Annotated in this window: 11 protein-coding genes; 4 read left to right on the forward strand and 7 right to left on the reverse strand. The window is 68.9% G+C overall.

The window, feature by feature from the left end; all coding sequences use genetic code 11:
- Positions 1–18: 18 nt before the first annotated feature.
- The 7 genes from ACWCRD_RS22570 to ACWCRD_RS22600 form a co-directional block, all read right to left on the reverse strand.
- Positions 19–957: a glycosyl hydrolase gene (locus ACWCRD_RS22570; protein ID WP_450967585.1), complete on the reverse strand. Its 939-nt coding sequence runs from the start codon at positions 955–957 to the stop codon at positions 19–21.
- 52 nt (positions 958–1,009) lie between these two features.
- The gene (locus ACWCRD_RS22575) at positions 1,010–2,011 is read right to left on the reverse strand and encodes a LacI family DNA-binding transcriptional regulator (protein ID WP_450967586.1); all 1,002 of its coding nucleotides are present in this window, start codon (positions 2,009–2,011) and stop codon (positions 1,010–1,012) included.
- Positions 2,005–4,449: an alpha-L-arabinofuranosidase C-terminal domain-containing protein gene (locus tag ACWCRD_RS22580; protein ID WP_450967587.1), complete on the reverse strand. Its 2,445-nt coding sequence runs from the start codon at positions 4,447–4,449 to the stop codon at positions 2,005–2,007. Before ACWCRD_RS22580 ends, ACWCRD_RS22575 begins: the two co-directional genes overlap by 7 nt.
- A gap of 75 nt (positions 4,450–4,524) precedes the next feature.
- Positions 4,525–5,799: an alginate lyase family protein gene (locus ACWCRD_RS22585; protein WP_450967588.1), complete on the reverse strand. Its 1,275-nt coding sequence runs from the start codon at positions 5,797–5,799 to the stop codon at positions 4,525–4,527.
- A 155-nt stretch (positions 5,800–5,954) separates the two neighbouring features.
- Positions 5,955–8,780, reverse strand: a complete 2,826-nt coding sequence (locus ACWCRD_RS22590) for a glycoside hydrolase family 2 TIM barrel-domain containing protein (protein ID WP_450967589.1) — start codon at positions 8,778–8,780, stop codon at positions 5,955–5,957.
- A 155-nt stretch (positions 8,781–8,935) separates the two neighbouring features.
- Positions 8,936–10,456, reverse strand: a complete 1,521-nt coding sequence (locus ACWCRD_RS22595) for a glycosyl hydrolase family 28 protein (protein ID WP_450967590.1) — start codon at positions 10,454–10,456, stop codon at positions 8,936–8,938.
- Positions 10,457–10,553: 97 nt separating this feature from the next.
- Entirely contained in the window at positions 10,554–12,071 is a 1,518-nt protein-coding gene (locus ACWCRD_RS22600; protein ID WP_450967591.1) for an alpha-N-arabinofuranosidase, read from the reverse strand.
- 540 nt (positions 12,072–12,611) lie between these two features.
- On the opposite strand from ACWCRD_RS22600, the gene ACWCRD_RS22605 reads away from it, so the two are divergent.
- From ACWCRD_RS22605 to ACWCRD_RS22620, 4 genes are read left to right on the forward strand one after another with little or no spacing between them, the layout of a single operon-like run.
- The gene (locus ACWCRD_RS22605; protein ID WP_450967592.1) at positions 12,612–13,964 is read left to right on the forward strand and encodes an extracellular solute-binding protein; all 1,353 of its coding nucleotides are present in this window, start codon (positions 12,612–12,614) and stop codon (positions 13,962–13,964) included.
- Entirely contained in the window at positions 13,961–14,989 is a 1,029-nt protein-coding gene (locus ACWCRD_RS22610; protein ID WP_450967593.1) for a carbohydrate ABC transporter permease, read from the forward strand. Before ACWCRD_RS22605 ends, ACWCRD_RS22610 begins: the two co-directional genes overlap by 4 nt.
- A 29-nt stretch (positions 14,990–15,018) precedes the next feature.
- On the forward strand, positions 15,019–15,810 hold the full coding sequence (locus ACWCRD_RS22615) for a carbohydrate ABC transporter permease (RefSeq protein ID WP_450967594.1): 792 nt from the start codon (positions 15,019–15,021) through the stop codon (positions 15,808–15,810).
- Positions 15,811–15,838: 28 nt separating this feature from the next.
- On the forward strand, positions 15,839–17,845 hold the full coding sequence (locus ACWCRD_RS22620; protein ID WP_450967595.1) for a beta-galactosidase: 2,007 nt from the start codon (positions 15,839–15,841) through the stop codon (positions 17,843–17,845).
- The last annotated feature ends 103 nt before the right edge of the window (positions 17,846–17,948 follow it).

Here is a 17,948-nt window from a genome sequence, read left to right on the forward strand (position 1 = left end):
CCAGCGGAGTGCCGCCGGTCAGGTAGCGGCGGACAGATCGAGCCGCACGGGTTCGTCGCGGTCGCAGCACAGGCTGCCGTCGACGACCCGTGCGGCGGCGACCTGGAGGGAGGAGCGGCGGGTGGCGTAGGTGCCGTCGTCGTCGGTGACAGGGGCGACGCGACCCGGGTGGGTGAAGTAGAAGACGTATGCCGTCTCGCCCTGCACGACCACGTCGGCGTGGAGGCCGATGGTGCCGTCGTCGGGACGGCCACCGGGCTTGTCGAGGATCAGTCCCCGGTGTTCCCAGGTGGTCAGGTCGTCGGACCTCAGCACGCCCTGGCCGCGCCACTCGTCGACGAGCATCCAGTAGTGGCCGCCGAGTTCGAAGACGTTGGGGCCCTCGTGCGGACGGTGGCCGACGGCCAGGCCGGTGGGCCGCCACTGGTAGAGGTCGGGGCTGTCAGCGGCGTAGGTGAGCGAGCCGCGCCGGCCGTCCTTGAACCACATGCGCCAGCCGCCGCCCGGCAGCGGGGACACGCACGCGTCGATGACCCCGTCGGAGCCGAGGTCCAGAGCGCCGTGATACGTCCAGTCCAGCAGGTCGGGGCTGGTGTAGTGGCGGATGGAGGCGGCGGCGTTCCAGTCGTCGCGGATGCCGCGGATGTAACTGACGTACATGTGATAGAGGCCGTCGTGCCAGACGATCTCCGGTGCCCAGAAGGTATTGCGGCCCCATTCTGTCTCCAGTCCGGGGAGGGTGCCCCGGTAGGCCCAGGTGCGGCCGCCGTCCACGGACGCGGCCACGCCCAGGTCGGTGCCGTAGACCCAGGAGACGCCTGTGCCGGGGGCGGTGGTGCGGCGGTTGGTGTAAACAAGCCACCATTCACCGGTCTGGCGGTTCCAGACGGCTGTGGGATCGGCGGCGCCGTCGTATATCGGGTCGCGGAAGAGTGGCGCGTCAGCCACGGGGGTCACAGGGGTCTCCCTTGTTCGTGCTCGTGGTTCGTGCTCGCATGGCGCGGAGGCCTCAGCCTCCCGTCGACTCCCGGACCACCAGTGAGAAGTCGCCGACGAAGTCCCGGTGCCGCGTCGAGGGCCCGGTCTGCTCGATGCGCCGGATCAGGAGGTCGACCGCGCGCTCGGCCATGCCGTCGTGGTCCGGGTCCACGGTGGAGAGGGAGGGGATGAAGAACTCGCTCTCCGAGACGTTGTCGAAGCCGATCACCTTGACCTGGTCAGGCACCTGGATGCCGTCGTCCGCCAGCCCTCGCAGCACACCCATGGCCAGGGAATCGGTGATGCAGAACACTCCGTCGAAGTCGAGCCCGCTCTGCGCCATCTCCCGGGCGCGCTGCGCGCCTTCGCGCATGCCGAGCCGGTCCACCTGCTGGATCAGGGCGCGGTCCACAGGAAGGCCCGCACCCTCGAGCGCCTGCTGGTAGCCGGTGAGACGGAAACTGGAGGTGTCGACCTCCTCCAGCGCGCCGCAGAGGAACGCGATGCGCCGACAGCCCCGCTCGATCAGATGGCTGGTGGCCGCCCGGGCCGCCTCCAGGTTGGGCATGACGACATGGTCGACAGGACCGCCGAAGATCCGGTCACCGAGGACGACCACCGGGTGCTCCACCTTGAGCCGCTCGGCGTCGGCCTGGCTCATGCCGGCGGCCGTGAGGATGAGTCCGTCGTACAGGTGGTTGCGCGACAGGGAGAGTGCGTCCAGCTCGTTCTCCCGGGAAGCGGTCTGCTCGATGCTCACCCGGAGACGGCGCCGTTCGGCGGCGGCGATGACGGCGGCCGCGAGCCGTCCGTAGTAGGGACTGTTGACCTCGGGAACGGCGAGGCCGATGATCCCGGTGCGGCCCTTGCGCAGGTTGCGGGCGGCGACGTTGACCCGGTAGTCGAGCCGGGCCATCGCCTCCAGGACCTTCTCGCGGGTCGACGGGCGGACGTTCGGATGGTCGTTGATGACGTTCGACACGGTCATCGGCGAGACTCCGGCCGCCTTCGCCACGTCCTGGATCGTTACCACGCTCGCCCCTGGTCTGCGGTCTGGGATCTCCCTGGCATGCTAATCCGCGCGTCCGTACGCAGAACGGTGAAGGAGTGCGCCGGCACGGTGCAGACCGGCCCGGTCAGCCGGTCGTGGGCGGGGGCGGCCGGGGCGGGACCGTACCGGCTGGTGGCGTCCGGGGAGACAGTGAGGGTGGTGCGGTCACAGCCGGTGGCGCCCTGTGTGCCGGTCAGGCGGAGGTGGACCGTGACCGGGTCGGGGGTGGTGTTGACGATCTTGACGATCACGTCACCGGCGGCGCTGTCGCGGACGGCCGAGACGGCGAACACCTCCGGGTTCGGCCGGAGGTCCTCGACGTCGTGAAGCAGCTCGCCGTCGCGGAAGCAGCGCACGCGCAGGCCGTCCACCTCCACCCGCAGGTCGTACCAACGGCCGCTCTCCACACCTTGGGGCACCCGCTCGCCGAGGTCCTCGCCCACGCCGTCGTCCACACGCTGGAGCCAGGTCGCCCGGTTGTCCCAGCCGCCGAGTCTCCACTGGTATCGGCGTTCGGACGTCGTCCCGGTGAAGCGCAGGACGAACCCCTCGGCGCCGTCCGTCTTCCGCGCCCGCACGGAGAAGGCGTACGACGTTCCGCGCACCGCGTCCATGAGCAGCGGGCCGGCGCCGGTACCGGCCAGTGCCCCGCCCGTCAGGTCCCAAGTTCCTGACTCTGTCAGCCAGTTACGGAAGTCGGGGGCCGGTGCGAGCTCACCGCTGACCGGCCCGCAGAGGACGTCGGTGAACTCGGCGCGGGTGTCGGATCCGGTACCGATGCGGATGTCGTGCCGGTCGCTCACCTGGACGGCCGGCGCCTGAGGCGCTCCGGTGACCGTGACGGGCAGTGCGGTGTCGCCCGAGTTCAGCGAATGCATCTGCTGGACGTGGTAGTTGAGGGTGGTCCAGACCTGCGTGTTGTCGAAGTAGATCAGGTCGGGCAGCCACTGGGTGTGGTCGCGCTTGGCGAGCATGGGGGCGTACGAGGCCATCCGGACGACGTCGCCGTTGCGCTCCATGCCGATCATGTAGAGGGCCTCGGCGAGGGCACCGCGGCCGTCGTTGCGCCAGCTGCCGTACTCGCCGATGTACAGGTGCGGGCCCTCGCGGTCCATGGTGTCGAAGCGGCGGGAGTTCTCCAGGAGCCAGCTCGGCGATTTGTAGGAGTGCTCGTCGACGACGGGGAGGTTCCGCTCACGGGCGAACGCCCAGCCCTTCTCCCAGTCCTCGCCGAAGGTCGCCGGGCCGAGAGTCCCGATGACCGTGATCTCGGGATGGTGCTCACGCAGGGCGTCATGGATGCGGGAGAAGCGGTCGCGGAAGGTGTCGGTGATGGCGTCCTCATTGCCGACGCCCAGGTATTCGAGGCCGAACGGCTCGGGGTGTCCGGCGGCGGCCCGCAGGGCGCCCCAGGGCGAGTCGGCGGGGCCGTTGGCCCACTCCACCAGCGCCAGCACCTCGGCGATGTAGGCGCCCATCTCCTCATCAGGGAGGCCGACTTGGCCGGTCGCCTCGCTGTTCTGGCAGCAGACCCCGGCCGGGACTATGGGCACCGGCTTGGCGCCGATGTCCTCGCAGAACTGGAAGTACTCGTAGTAGCCGAGGCCCATCGACTGGTGGTAGTGCCAGATGTTGAATTGCTGGCGGCGTTCATGCAGCGGGCCGACGGTCTCCGACCAGCGGTACAGGTTGCCGAGCCCCTGCCCGTGGGCGAGGCAACCGCCGGGAAAGCGCAGGAACTTCGGCCTCAGGTCGGCGATCGCCTGCGCCAGGTCGGCGCGCAGGCCGCCCGGGCGACCTTTGAACGTGGCTTGCGGGAAGAGAGAGACCAGGTCCAGGTGGACGGCACCGGGACCGGTGGCCGTGAGGGTGAAACGGGCGTCCGGGTCGGTGACTTCAGAGGTGATGACCGCCGTGCGGCGCCTCCAGGAGCCGTCCAGCGGGCCCAACTCCGCCTGTCCGTGGACTCGTTTGCCGTCCCGGCTTTCGATCCGCGCGACCAGCCCGTCTGCGGTGCCCTCGGCCAGGCGGGCGAAGACGCCGACGTCGTACGTCTCCCCCAACCGGACCGGGATGCCGTCGAACCCCTCGTTGCGCAGCCCCGCACCGGCACTGGCGCTGGTCAGCACCGCGTAGTGCGGGTTGGCGGGGTGCAGCGGGTCGTCGGTGGCGACCGTGAGTGATCCGGCGGCGCCCTCCCGCTCCAGCAGCTCCCAGGCGGTGAGGGAGTGCCAATCGGGACGGTCGGGCGGGCCGTACTCGAAGGACCGGTTCTGCACCAGCTCGGCGTACAGCCCTCCGTCCGCCGCATAGTTGAGGTCTTCGAAGAACGCGCCGAACAGATCGGGTGAGATGGCGGTGCCCGGGGCGCGGGTGTCCACCTCCACGACCGTCTCGGCAGGGGGGCTGGCGTCGGGCAAGGGGAAGCTCCTGTGGGGGCGTTGATGGGTGAACGGTGCGGGTGGCCCCGCGGGGGAGCGCGGGGCCAGCCCGGTCTACTTGGCGTACATCAGCTGGCCGAAGCCGAGCTGGTCGTAACCGCCGCTGGTGGAGCCGTAGTCGCCGCCGCCTCCTTCGATGCCGACGAGGTCGTTGGACATGGCCCAGATGTACTTGTCGTCCAGTTTCTTGATCCGGTTGTAGTGGTAGTGGAGCATCGCCCACACCGGGCGGATGTGCCCGCGGCTGGCGGAGGAGATCTCGGTCTGCTCGTTGTAGGCGCAGTTGGTGCCGCTGCCCCAGCTGTAGGTGGTGTACGGCACATCGAGGCCGATGTTGTACTTGGCGACGTACTGGGCGGCCTTGAAGAACCGGTTGTCGTCGTAGCCGTACAGATCGACGCCCTGGTTGTAAGCCATCTCGCAGAGCGCGCCCATCTGGCCCATGCCCATGACGCAGTGGGCCTGGTCGCGGCCGGACTCCTGCCACTGGCCGAGCTCGTAGCCGTCGTCGTCCGTGTACAGGAACGGGACCGCGTTGCCGATCGCGCCGTTGCCCACGCCGCTCTGGAAGTAGGTGACGGCCTCGTCGAACTTGTCGCCGTCCTCGCACAGGATGGCGATGGCCATGATCGAGGCCATGTTGCACAGGTCCCAGTTGGCCCAGTAGTGGGTGTTGCAGACGAAGTTGTGGTCCCGCAGGAACCCGTGGTTGATCGGGTAGAACACGTTCAGCATCATCTGCTGGAACGCGTCGAGGTCGAATCCGCTGTAGTCGCGCAGCAGCTCACCCACGTTGGCGAACTGCCAGCCCTGGATGCCGGCGACCAGGATCCCGTCCGTGCTGCCCTGGATCGAGGTCAGGGTGCCCGACCAGGCGTTGCAGATGGCGGCCGCGCAGTCCGCGTGGGTGGTGTCGCCGGTGATCAGCCAGCGCAGGGCGTTCTGGTAGGCGGCGGCGATGTCGTTGTAGAGAATCGGATAGTTCTGGGTGTTGCTCCCGCCGCGGTAGACGATGGACTGCGGGTTGGCCGTCCAGGTGGACGCGGAGTGGGCGTTGGCGGTCAGCACCTGCCAGCCCGAGTACCAGGGCTCGGCGTATGCGGCCACCTTGACCTTGGCGCGGTTGATGTCACCGGGGTGGTGGATCCCGCCGGGGTGGTTCCAGACGGTCGGGGCGGCGGATGCGGACCGTACCGAGGCGGCACCGAGCGTTCCGGCGAGGGCGAGTCCGCCGGCGGCGCGCAGGATGCCTCGCCGGCTCAGCAGCTCGGTACGGAGGGGTTGGGGGGGAGTTTCTTGACCACGTGGGGGGAGATCGTTGCGGCTCATGGGTGTGCGACTCCAATCGAACGGGCCCGACCGGCTCTGATCGGGGGGTGATGCCGACTTGGTCGAACTGTGGTGCCGAGCGCAGGGGTTTGCGTGGGGGGTGATCGCCAGCCCGCGGCCGACCCGCGGCGGGCGCATCTCCTGCGACTCGGCGATCACCCGCCGGATGTCTCCGACAAGGTGACGGCGAAGGCGGCGGACCGGGCGGTCAGCCGGTAGTGCGGCCGGACGCGGGGGCCGCACGCGGCGGACCCCAGTCCGTGCTGGGCGAGGTCGACGTTGACGTGTACGGCGTCGCCGGGGAGGAGTTCGTCGGTGTGCCGGGCGGTGTCGAGGTCCTCGCTGGTCCAGCGGCGGGCGGTCAGGTGGTAGGTCGGGGCGCCGGTGAGATGTAGTCCGCCCTGCGGGCCGGTGAGCTCCGCCCAGTGGACGTCGGCCCGGCTGCCGTTCTCCTGAGGAAAGACGTACGGCGTCTGCAGGGCGTCGACCGTGCTGCTCCAACGGCCCAGGCGGGCGGCGAGGCGGCTGTCCGGATATGCCTCTCCCGGCCCGAGCCCGTACCAGGTCACGTGGTCGATCCAGGCGGGGAGGGACATCCGCAGGCCGAGGCGGGGGAGAGGGATGTCCCGCCAGTCCCCGTACGGCTCGATCTCGGCGGTGAGGCGGAGCCCCTCGCCGGTGTCCTGCCAGCGGTAGGTGGCGTGCATGCCGAGGTCGGTGGCGGCGGGGGCGACCCGGGTGCGTACGACCACCGCGTCGGCCTCGGTGTCGATGTCGAGGAGGCGGTGGTGCAGGCGGTCCAGGCCGATGCGCCGCCACGTGTCGGCCACCGGGTCGTGGCCGAGCCGGTCGTTGTCGATCGGTGCCCGCCACAGGTCGAGTCGGGGCCCGGTGACGGGCAGGTTGCCGAGGCGGGTCAGCCGGCCGGTCCGAGGGTCGAACAGGCCGGGGTCCGGCCTGGACCCGCGGGTCGGTCGGCGTACGGGCATCCGTTCGGGGATGCGCTGGGCCCAGGCGACCTCGTGACCGGCCGGAGCCCAGGGCTCGTCCTTGGCGAGGAGGGCGCTGACGGTGAGTGTGCCGGTGGTGTCCGCCGTGGGGTACGGCAGCAGTGCCGGAGGGTTGCCCGCGTAAATCGCCGGAAGCGGCAGGTCGCCGGAGGCGGTTTCCTCTCCTTCGTGTTCCACACTCCAGGTCAGGACCAGATGGGTGAGGTCTCGGAAGTCGTGGAGGTTGGCGATCTCGATGCCGTCCGGTGCCATGGTGATGCGGACCGGTTCCACGACCTTCTTGTACTCGGCCAGGCCCGGCGAGGGGGTGCGGTCGGGGAACACCAGGCCGTCGCAGACGAAGTTGCCGTCGTGCAGTTCCTCCCCGAAGTCGCCGCCGTAGGCGAAGTGACCGTCCTGGCGCAGGCCGTGGTCGATCCACTCCCACACGAAGCCGCCCATGCAGCGCTCGTACTTCTCGAACAGGCGCTGGTATTCGGCGAGTCCGCCGGGACCGTTGCCCATGGCGTGGGCGTACTCGACGACGACGGCCGGCATCCCGCGCCGCCGCGCGTCGGCGACCGGGTCGGCGAGCGGCTCCTCGGCGCGCCGCCCGATGGCGTCGAGCTCCTCGTGGGGGGTGTACATGCGGCTGTACACGTCGGTGTAGCGACTGCCCCAGTCGTGCTCGTAGTGCAGCGGCCGGTCCGGGTCACGCAGCCTGGCCCACTCCGCCATGGCCTGGAGGTTGCAGCCGTCACCGGCCTCGTTGCCCAGCGACCACATGACGACACTGGGGTGGTTCTTGTCCCGCTCGACGGTCCGCTGCATGCGGTCCAGATACGCCTCGCGCCAGCGCGGGTCGTCGCTGGGATTACCGCGCCAGTCGCCCATCAGGGAGAAACCGTGGGTCTCCAGGTCGCACTCCAGCATCACCCACAGGCCCAGCTCGTCGCACAACTCCAGGAAGCGGCTGTCCGGTGGGTAGTGGCTGGTGCGGACCGCGTTGATGTTGTGGCGCTTCATCAGCACGATGTCCTCGCGCATGGTCTCCTCGTCGAGGACGCGCCCGTGGTCGGGGTGGAACTCGTGCCGGTTGACCCCCCGCAGCAGGACGGGCCGGCCGTTGACCTTCAGGATCCCGTCCTCGACGGCGACGGTACGGAAGCCGAACCGCAGGGGGATCGTCTCCTCTCCGGCCCGCAGCTCCCCGGAGTACAGCCGGGGAGTCTCGGCGGTCCAGGGCTCGACCGCCGCCAGGTCGTACGGCCCCTGGGCGGGGACATCCCGCAGGCCGAGCTCCTCGACGGTGAGCCGGGCGGGTGCGGAGGTGTCGACGCGCAGGGTGCCGCCACCTGTGGTGTGGTCGAAGTCCGCGTGCACGAAGAAGTCGTCGAGCGCTCCCAGCGGGCGGGCGAGAAGCGTGACCGAGCGGAAGATGCCGGAGAGCCACCACATGTCCTGGTCTTCCAGGTAGCTGCCGGGAGACCACTGGTGGACGCGGACCGCGAGGACGTTGCGGCCCGGCCGGGCGAGCCCGGTGACATCGAACTCGGTGGGCAGCCGGCTGCCGGTGGACCAACCCAGCTCCTGCCCGTTGAGCCAGGCGGTGAAGCAGGAGTCGACCCCGTCGAAGCGCAGGACCGCTCCCAGGTTGCTCCATGCCTCGGGAAGGTCGAAGGCTCGGCGGTAGTCACCGGTGGGGTTGTCGTCCGGGACGTACGGGGGGTCGAGGGGGAAGGGATAGGCGATGTTGGTGTAGATCGGGGCACCGTGGCCGTGCAACTGCCAGTGGGCAGGGACGGGCAGCTCATCCCATCCGGAGTCGTCGAAGTCCGGCCGTTGGGTGCCCGTCGGCGCCTCGGCGGCGGACGGCGACAGCCGGAACCTCCAGTCGCCGTCCAGGATCAGCCGGGGGGCGTCCGAGCGGAACGCGGCCCTCGGGGACCGTCGGCCCTCACCCGGGCTGAAGGTCGTCAGCGGGTCGGTCATACGGGTTCCGGCTCCTTTGGGCATGGTGGCGGGCTTCGGTCTGGTCACGCGGGACCCCGTCGCGTGCCGGGCGGTCGGGACGGAGCAGGCCGGACACCGGCGGTTCCGGCCTGCTCTCCGCACAGCGGGTGTGACCCCGGGGCCCGCGAAAGCGATCAGGAGGCGGCGGTCGCCTCGGCCTGGGCGGTGGTGAGGAACTTCATGTTGATCACGTGCTCGTTGGCGTACCACTGCACGGTGTCGGTGGTGTAGTACCAGGACGGCTTGCGCATCGTGTCGGCGATGACCACGCCGTTGACCACGAGGTTCTCGAACGTGACGTTCTTGATGGCGTGGTCGGCGTCGTAGCCGAGGAAGAGGGACGGGCTGGCGTGGGTGCCCGTGTAGGTGAGGTTCTTGATGTATACGTTCTCGATGCCGCGGCCGACCGAGGTGTTGTACTTCGTGTTGAACATGACCCGGAAGTTGAGGAGCTGGCCCCAGCGGAAGTCCTCGACCCGTACGTCCTCGACGCGCACGTTGCTGATCAGGTTGGAGTCGCCCGCGTTGAGGGAGATACAGCCCTGGTAGTTCATCTGGGGCTCGCGGTGGTCGAGGATGTCGACGTTCTGGATGCGGATGTTGTCGATCACTTCCGGGTCGACGGAGTTGCCGTGCGTACCGACGTTGATCGGGTGGGCGACGTCCGCCCACAGCGTGGCGTTCTTGATGGTGACGTTGCGGGTGTCGCCGTAGTGGGTGTCACGGTGGGCGTAGATGGAGTGGCTGTCGTCGGAGCTGCGGACGTAGCAGCCGTCGTAGGTGATGTTCTTGGAGCAGTAGATGGGGAAGGCGTCGCCCCAGCTTCCCCAGGTGAACACGCGACTCTTCTTGACACGGATGTTCTCGGAGTCGGCGCAGCCCAGACCGGATCCGAGCAGGATGACGCCCTCGATCCGGACGTTCTTGGCGCGCTCGATGTTCACGCTGCCCGCCGCACTGTTGGGGATCAGTACGCCGCGGCCCTTGACGGTCACGTTCTGGACGTCGGTCAGGTCGATCCCGCCCAGGAGGACGGCGCCGCCGGCCAGGTAGAGGGTCTTACCACTGGGCACGGAGAGCAGGTTGACGGTGTGCAGGCCGGGGCCGTAGTAGAGGACGTTCGGGTCGTCGGCGGACGGTGGGCACGGATCGACGCGGTTGGTGATGACGTGCAGGACGTCGAAGACGTCGTCGTTGATCTGTACGACGACGTCCTTCGGCTTGTCGAGCGTGAACCGCAGGGTGTCGCCGAGGAGTTCGGGCGTGATGCCGAGCGAGTCCGGCCGCACCCGCGCCTTGGTGGTGCCGCCCTTGAGGTAGGTGACCTCCAGTTCGACCGAGCCGTTGAAGTCGAAGTACACCAACGAGGAGTTGTACACCTTCCCGGAGCCGGTGGTGGCGTTGATCTCCTTGGCCCGCGGCTGGTAGATGTCGAGGGTCTGCCACTCACCGTCGGGGGCGGTCCGCACCTTGACCTGGAAGCTGGTGGTGGTCGCGACACCGGACGGGCGGGGGTAGGTGACCAGCTCGGGCGTCGACGCCGGAGCGTCGTCGTCGGCACGGGCCGCGGTGGCCGTCAGGTTGGTCAGACCGGCGGCGAGTGCGACGGCCCCGGCGGCCTGGAGGGTTCTGCGACGGGTCGGGTGCGTGTCCATGTACGGCTCCTTGTCGGGTGAAGTGCGCAGGGGGAACAGGCCACTTGGCGCCGGGGGCGGTCGGCGGTCGCGGCTGTCGGAGAGTGGGCGGGGCGGTTCAGGCCAGCGGTGCCCGGACGGTGACGAACGAGTGCGGGGGCAGGGTCAGGGTGAGGCCCTGGCCGGTCGTCTTGAGGTCGGCGAAGGGGCGTGGGGTGACCGTCTCCGGAGCGTCGGGGGTGTTGTGGTCCTGGAGCCGGCCGGCCGTGAGGATGCGGGCGGTCGGCTCGCCGATGGCGTGTCCGCGTAGATCGAGGGTGAGTTCGACGGGTTCTTCGGCATCGAGGTTGGAGAGGGAGACGAGGATCTGTCCGTCCTTGACGCTGGCGGAGGCGGACACGGTCTCCAGCTCGGTGTCGCCCACCGTGCGCCGCACGTCCTCGGCGTTCAGATGGACCGCGAGCGAAGTGGCGTCCTGGTGCCCCTTGTTCATCTCGAAGACGTGGTAGGTCGGGGTCAGGACAAGGGCGTCGCCGTCGGTGAGGAGCATCGCCTGCAGGACGTTGACGGTCTGGGCGATGTTGGCCATGTACAGGCGCGCGGCGTGTTTGTGGAAGATGTCGAAGTGGGTGGAGGCGACGAGCGCGTCGCGCAGGGAGTTCTGCTGGAACAGGAACCCGGGGTTGGTGCCCGGTTCGACGTCCCACCAGGTGCCCCATTCGTCCAGGACCAGGCCGACGGTACGGCCGGGGTCGTAGACGTCCATGACTGTGGAGTGGCCGGTGAGGATCCGGTCGGTCCTGCGGGCGGCGACCATCGTGCGGTAGTAGTCGTCGGTGTCGAAGTCGATGGCGCTGCCCTTCGCCTCCCAGGGTCCGGCGATCGTGTAGTAGTGCACGGACAGGCCCTGGAAGTAGTTCTTCGGGGTGGCCTCGCAGCCGAAGCAGCTGATCTGCTGCATCAGCGTCTCGGTCCACTTGTAGTCGTCGTCGGAAGCGCCCGAGGCGATGCGGTAGAGCTTGTTGTCACCGTGGTCACGGCAGTACGTGGCGTACTGGCGGGCCAGGTCGGCGGAGTACTCGGCGCGCATGTTGCCGCCGCAGCCCCAGGTCTCGTTGCCGATGCCCCAGAACCTCACGCGCCAGGGCTCGTCGCGGCCGTTGGCCCTGCGCAGCCTGGCCATGGGGCTGTCGCCCTCGCGGGTGAGGTACTCGACCCACTCGCTCATCTCCTGGACGGTGCCGGAACCGACGTTGCCGCTGATGTAGGGCTCGGCGCCGAGGAGTTCGCACAGGGCCATGAACTCATGGGTGCCGAAGTGGTTGTTCTCCTCGACGTCGCCCCAGTGGGTGTTGACCATCCGGGGGCGCTGTTCCCGGGGGCCGATGCCGTCCCTCCAGTGGTACTCGTCGGCGAAACAACCGCCCGGCCAGCGCAGGTTGGGGATGTTCAGGGCGCGCAGCGCCTGGACGACGTCGAGCCGGATGCCTCCTTCGTTGGGTATCGGCGAGTCCTCTCCGACCCAGAAGCCGCCGTAGATGCAGCGGCCGAGGTGCTCGGCGAAGTGGCCGTAGAGATGCCGGCTGATCGTCGGGCCCTCGATGTCGAGGTTGATGACCGCGGTGGCGTGGGACACGGAGGTGCTCCTGCGATGAAGAGGTGCGCGGGGGCGCTGGATGCGGGGCGTTGCGGCGGGGTGTCGTTGCGGGACGCGAGCAGGGGTGGCGCGGCGATCCCGACCGTGGCTGCCTTGTTCGAGGGGTCGAAAGTGGTAGCAACCGATTTCTTGTAGCGATACAAGAAGCTGCCACCGCCGCATCGGATGAGTCAAGAGGCTTGCGTCAAGGTTTCGTCGACGGGCACGAATACCCGGTCGGACCCACGCTTTTGGGAGGTTCTGAACTCTTGACACCACTCGCAGACCCACCTAGCGTTCGCCGCAAGTTTTCACAACCGGTTTCTCGTGGCAGGCGTTTCGGGGCGTTACGCCGCACGGACGAAACACCGGTCCATCAACTCTCGGCCGGCACCCATGCGTTCGGCGGCAGCCGAGAAGGCCGTACACCATCCGGGCACACGACAGCGCTTCCTTCTCCCTGCCCTGATGCCCTCCCCCGCGCGTCCTCCATCGCGCGGCAGCGCCGTTCCCTCAACCCGCGCGAAAGGCTTCACCGTCATGCCCGTTTCATCCAGAGGCTCCCTCGACCGGCGCCGTTTCCTGGCCGCCTCCGCCGGTGCCGCGCTCTCGGCCGCCGCCCTGCCCGGCTGTGCCGCCTCCGTCGACTCGGGGAGCGGCGCCAAAGGCGCCAAGGAAACGCTCACCATCATGGACACCGCCTGGACCAAGAAGGACAGGCAGAACGCCGAGCGCGAGCTCGGTATGAACCTCGACATCGTCACGTACGACGTCACCAAGCTCAACGCCATGCTGGCCGGCAAGAACCCGCCGGACGTGGTCCGCGGCATCGGCGCGACGGACGTGCCCTACTTCGCTGCGCGAGGGCTGATGGCCGACCTGGACCAGTACTTCGCCAAGAGCGAGGCGCTCAAGCCCTCCGACCTCGCCCCGGCCAACGACGTGTGGCGCTACGACGGCACGACCCGGAAGCAGGGCACCGGCCCCCGCTACGGCATGGCCAAGGACTACTCGCAGGACTGCATGTTCTGGTACCGCACCGACATGTTCGAGGCGGCCAAGCTGGAACTCCCCAGCGACACCGAACCGTTGTCCTGCGACGAGTGGCTGGACCTCGGCAAGCGCCTGGTCAAGCGCCGGCTCGGCAAGGTGAAGGTGTACGGCCTCAGCGGCACGGCTCTGGGCGGTCCCCTCACCCAGGTCATGTGGATGGCCGCGTCGGCCGGCGGGAGCCTGTTCGCCCAGGACCTGGCGACGGTGGACTTCTCCTCACCCGAAGCGCTCAAAGCACTGCAGTGGTACCTGGACTACGCGAAGGCCGACATCGGCCCGAGCGTCGTCAACCCCAACCCGGACGGCTGGGACGGGCCCACCTACCAGGCCAACCGTATGGCGATGGCCACCGACGGCTACTGGTTCGGCGGGAACATCGGCGGTGACGCCAAGATCGCCGAGGTCTCGCGGTTCGCCCCCGCGCCCCAGCTCGGCAGCCACCGCATCAGCCCCTGCTTCAGCGGCACCGGCTACTGGATCCCCAAGGAGGCCAAGAACAAGGACGCCGCCTGGAAATACTTCGAGTGGTACTTCGGCGGCAAGGGCGCCCAGGACCGCGCGACCACCGGCTGGGGCATCCCCTCCCTGAACTCGCTGCGCTCGAGAATGCCGCGGGACACCGCGTTCCACAAGCAGTCCTACGAGGTCCAGCAACGGGAACTGGCCTACTTCTCGGTGCTGCCCGTCAGCCCGTACGCCCAGGTGGACGCCCTCAACGCGGTGCTCACCAAGGTGCTACCGGACGCGGTCAAGTCCGGCACCACGGCCGGGAAGATCGCCGACACGCTCAACTCCCGGATCAACGAACAGCTCGCGCGGGGCAAGGAGCTGGTGGGGTGAGTACCGATCAGCTCGCCGGGCCGGACGCGCGTTCGCCGATGGGGGCGGCCGTCACCCGGACCGGCCCGCAGCGAGCGCGCCGTCCGCGTTCACTGCGGGCCCGCCGGGCCGGGGCCTTCTACGTGTTCGCCGGCCCCTGGCTCCTGGGTTTCCTCGGCATGACGGTCTTCCCGCTGGGCTACGCGCTGTGGCTGAGCTTCACCAACTCCGACGGCCTGTCCCCCCACGCCCGCTTCATCGGACTGGCCAACTACCGGGAGGTCTTCTCCGACCCGGACACCCTGGCCTCCCTGGCCCGCACCGGACTGTTCGCCGCGATCACGGTGCCGCTGACGATCGCGGCGGGACTGTTCCTCGCGGTGCTGCTGAACCAGCCGATCCGCGGCCGGGGCGCGTTCCGCACACTGGTCTATCTGCCCGCCGTGGTGCCACCGGTCGGTGCCGCCCTCACCTTCAAGCTGATCTTCGACCGTGACTCGGGTTCCGCCAACGGCCTGCTGGACATGTTCGACGTCAACGGGCTCGCCTGGCTCCAGGATCCATACGCCCGCTGGGTACTGATCACGCTGACCGTGTGGGGCTGCGGAAACGTCATGATCATCTCGTTGGCCGGCCTCCAGGACATCCCCGCCGAACTGCTCGACGCGGCGCGGGTGGACGGGGCGAACTGGTGGCAGTCCTTCACCCGGATCACGCTGCCCCTCCTCTCCCCCGTGCTGTTCTTCCAGCTGGTCACCCAGATCATCGCGACCCTTCAGAGCTTCTTGCCCCTCCTCATCGCGGTCGACCCCACCCCCAAGGGCGTGGGGGCCGTGCCCGAGAGCAACCAACTGATCATGATCGACGTCTTCGCGCAGTACTTCTCCAACGGCCGCTACGGCTATGCCTCCGCCCTCCTCTGGGTCCTCTTCGCGTTCGTCATGGCCGTCACCTTCCTCGTCTTCAGGCTGAGCAAGGGAGTCGTCTTCTACTCCGTCGATCCCGAACAGACGAAGAACAAGCCCCGGACGATCGGAGACAACTGATGGTCCTGGCCCGACGCAAAGTCGTCTACATGCTCCTCGTAGCGATCCTGGTGCTCATGCTCAGCCCCTTCGGCTGGCTCCTGATCAGCGCGTTCAAGGACCCCTCCGAACTACGAGCGGTGCCCATCCACTGGTGGCCGCACCACCCGACCCTGGAGAACTTCCACCTCGCCCTGACGCTCTTCGACTTCTTCGGCTACGCCCGCAACTCGCTGACGATCGCCGGCATCTACTCGGTGCTGATCACCCTGGCCTCGGCCTGGGCCGGCTACGGCTTCGCCCGGCTGAGCGGGCCCGGCAAACGGATCATCTTCGGGCTGATGCTGTCCACGATGATGACACCGCAGATCATCACCCTCATCCCGACCTACCTGCTGTTCTCCAAGGCCGGGCTGACCAACACCTATGTGCCGTGGGTGCTGTGGGGGCTGGCCGGGGCGCCGTACCTGATCTTCCTCTTCCGGCAGTTCTTCACCAACATGCCCAAGGAACTGGAGGAGGCGGCGATCATCGACGGCTGCGGACAGATCCGCATCTTCTGGCGGATCTTCCTGCCGCAGTCCTGGCCCGTCATCGCGACCAGCCTGGTCCTCTCCTTCAGCTGGAGCTGGGGTGACTACATCGCTCCCGCCCTGCTGCTGGACGACGACCGCACCACGCTCGCGGTGAAGATGGCCACCGGCTACGTCAACGAGCACGGAACCGGCCTCTACACCGTCGTCGGAGCGGGCGCCATCCTGTACATCGTGCCCTCGCTGGTCCTGTTCCTGATCCTGCAACGCGGCTTCGTCGCCGGCACCGCCACGTCCGGACTCAAGTGACCGACCCCGCCCATCCAGGAGCCACACAGTGACCACGAAACCCGTCCTCTCCCTCCCCGGCATCGCCTACGGCGCCGACTACAACCCCGAACAGTGGCCCGAGGAGGTATGGGCCGAGGACATGCGCCTCATGCGCGAGGCAGGGGTCAACCTCGCCAGCATCGGCATCTTCTCCTGGGCCCTGCTGGAGCCCTCGGAGGGCGTGTACGACTTCTCGCGCATGGACAGGATCCTGGACCTGCTGCACGAGAACGGCATCGCCGCCGACCTCGCGACCCCGACCGCGGCGCCCCCGGCGTGGTTCTACCGTGCCCACCCGGAGGCGTTGCCGGTCGACAAGGAGGGCCGCCGGCTGTCCTACGGCAGCCGCCAGACGCTCTGCCCGTCGAGCCCCGCCTACCGCGAGGCCGCTCTGCGCATCACGCGCGCGCTCGCCGAGCGGCACGCCGACCACCCCGCGGTGGCGATGTGGCACATCCACAACGAGTACGGCTGCCACACCAGGGCCTGCTACTGCGACACCAGCGCGGCGGCGTTCAGGGCCTGGCTGCGTACCAAGTACGCCGACGACCTGGCCGCGCTGAACGACGCCTGGGGCACCACCTTCTGGGGCCAGTGGTACTACGACTGGGACGAGATCCTGCCCCCGCGGCCGACCGCCGCCGGCCCCAACCCGTCCAACCTGCTGGACTGGCGCCGCTTCAGCTCGGACGAACTGCTGTCGCTCTACAAGGCGGAGCGGGACGTGGTGCGGGAGGCAACCCCCGCCACCCCCGTCACCACCAACTTCATGGCGATCACCGATACGCTGGACTACTGGCGCTGGGCCCCGGAGCTGGACGTGGTGGCGAACGACCACTACACGATGTCCAGCGACCCCGAGGCGGAGATCGAGATCGCGCTGAGCAGCGACCTGATGCGGTCGCTGGCGGGCGGCCCCTGGTTCCTGATGGAACACTCCACCGGCGCGGTGAACTGGCAGCCCGTCAACCGCGCCAAGGGGCCTGGGGAGTTGCGCCGCAACGCCCTCGCACACGTGGCCCACGGCGCGGACGGCATCGCCTACTTCCAGTGGCGGCAGTCGAAGGCCGGCGCCGAGCAGTGGCACTCGGCGATGGTTCCGCACGCCGGCACCGACAGCCAGATCTGGCGGGACGTGGTCCGACTGGGCGCCGACCTCAAGGCGCTGGCCGAGGTGCGGGGCAGCACCGGCACGGCCGAGGTCGCCATCACCTGGGACTGGAACGCCCGTTGGGCCCTGGAGTTCCCCGCCCAGCCCAACAGCGAGCTGCGCTATGTGGACCTGGTGCGCTCCTGGTACGAGCCGCTGTGGCGGGCGGGCGTCGCCGTGGACTTCGTACGCCCGGACGCGGACCTGTCGTCGTACCGTCTGGTCCTGGTTCCTGGCCTGTACCTGGTCGACGACGAGGGCGCGGCGAACCTGGCGGGGTTCACGGAGCGGGGCGGCACCCTGGCGGTCGGCTTCCACAGCGGAGCCGTCGACCAGAACTGCCATGTACGGCTGGGGGGTTACCCCGGAGCGTTCCGCGAGGTGCTGGGCGTCCGTTCGGACGAGTACTTCCCGCTCCAGCCCGGCGAGACGATCGGGCTGAGCGGGGGCGGTACGGGCTCACTGTGGTCGGAACGCCTGCGCCTGGCGGGAGCGGAGGCGGTGACGACGTACACCAACGGGCTGATGGCGGGCGTACCCGCCGCGACCCGGAACACGTACGGCGAGGGCACGGCCTGGTACCTGGCCACACACCCGGACCCGGCCACGCTCGCATCCCTCCTCGCCTCGGTGCGCACCGAGGCCGGTGTGGAGCCGGTCCGCACGGCGCCGGAGGGCGTCGAGGTGGTGCGCCGCCGCTCGCCATCCGCGGACTACCTGTTCCTCATCGACCACGCGGGCCGCGGCGCGCAGGTACCCGTCGCCGAGGACGCGGTCGAACTCCTCACCGGCAAGCCGGTACCCGGCTCGGTGACGCTGACACCGGGAGAGATCGCAGTGGTACGCGAGCCACGGCGCGGCTGACGAGACGGTCCCGGCGTCGGGCCGCTGTTCGGACGGCGGAAGGGGTGATCACACAAACCGGCCTCGCTCCTGCGGCGTCCATGGACAATCCATCGGAGCGTCC

Source organism: Streptomyces sp. NPDC002092, from assembly GCF_053593775.1.

Bases quoted from the DNA above. Each gene is read 5' to 3' on its own strand.
- ACWCRD_RS22585 (WP_450967588.1), bottom strand. From the start codon at position 5,799: ATGAGCCGCAACGATCTCCCCCCACGTGGTCAAGAAACTCCCCCCCAA.
- ACWCRD_RS22590 (WP_450967589.1), bottom strand. From the start codon at position 8,780: ATGACCGACCCGCTGACGACCTTCAGCCCGGGTGAGGGCCGACGGTCC.
- ACWCRD_RS22595 (WP_450967590.1), bottom strand. From the start codon at position 10,456: ATGGACACGCACCCGACCCGTCGCAGAACCCTCCAGGCCGCCGGGGCC.
- ACWCRD_RS22605 (WP_450967592.1), top strand. From the start codon at position 12,612: ATGCCCGTTTCATCCAGAGGCTCCCTCGACCGGCGCCGTTTCCTGGCC.
- ACWCRD_RS22615 (WP_450967594.1), top strand. From the start codon at position 15,019: ATGCTCCTCGTAGCGATCCTGGTGCTCATGCTCAGCCCCTTCGGCTGG.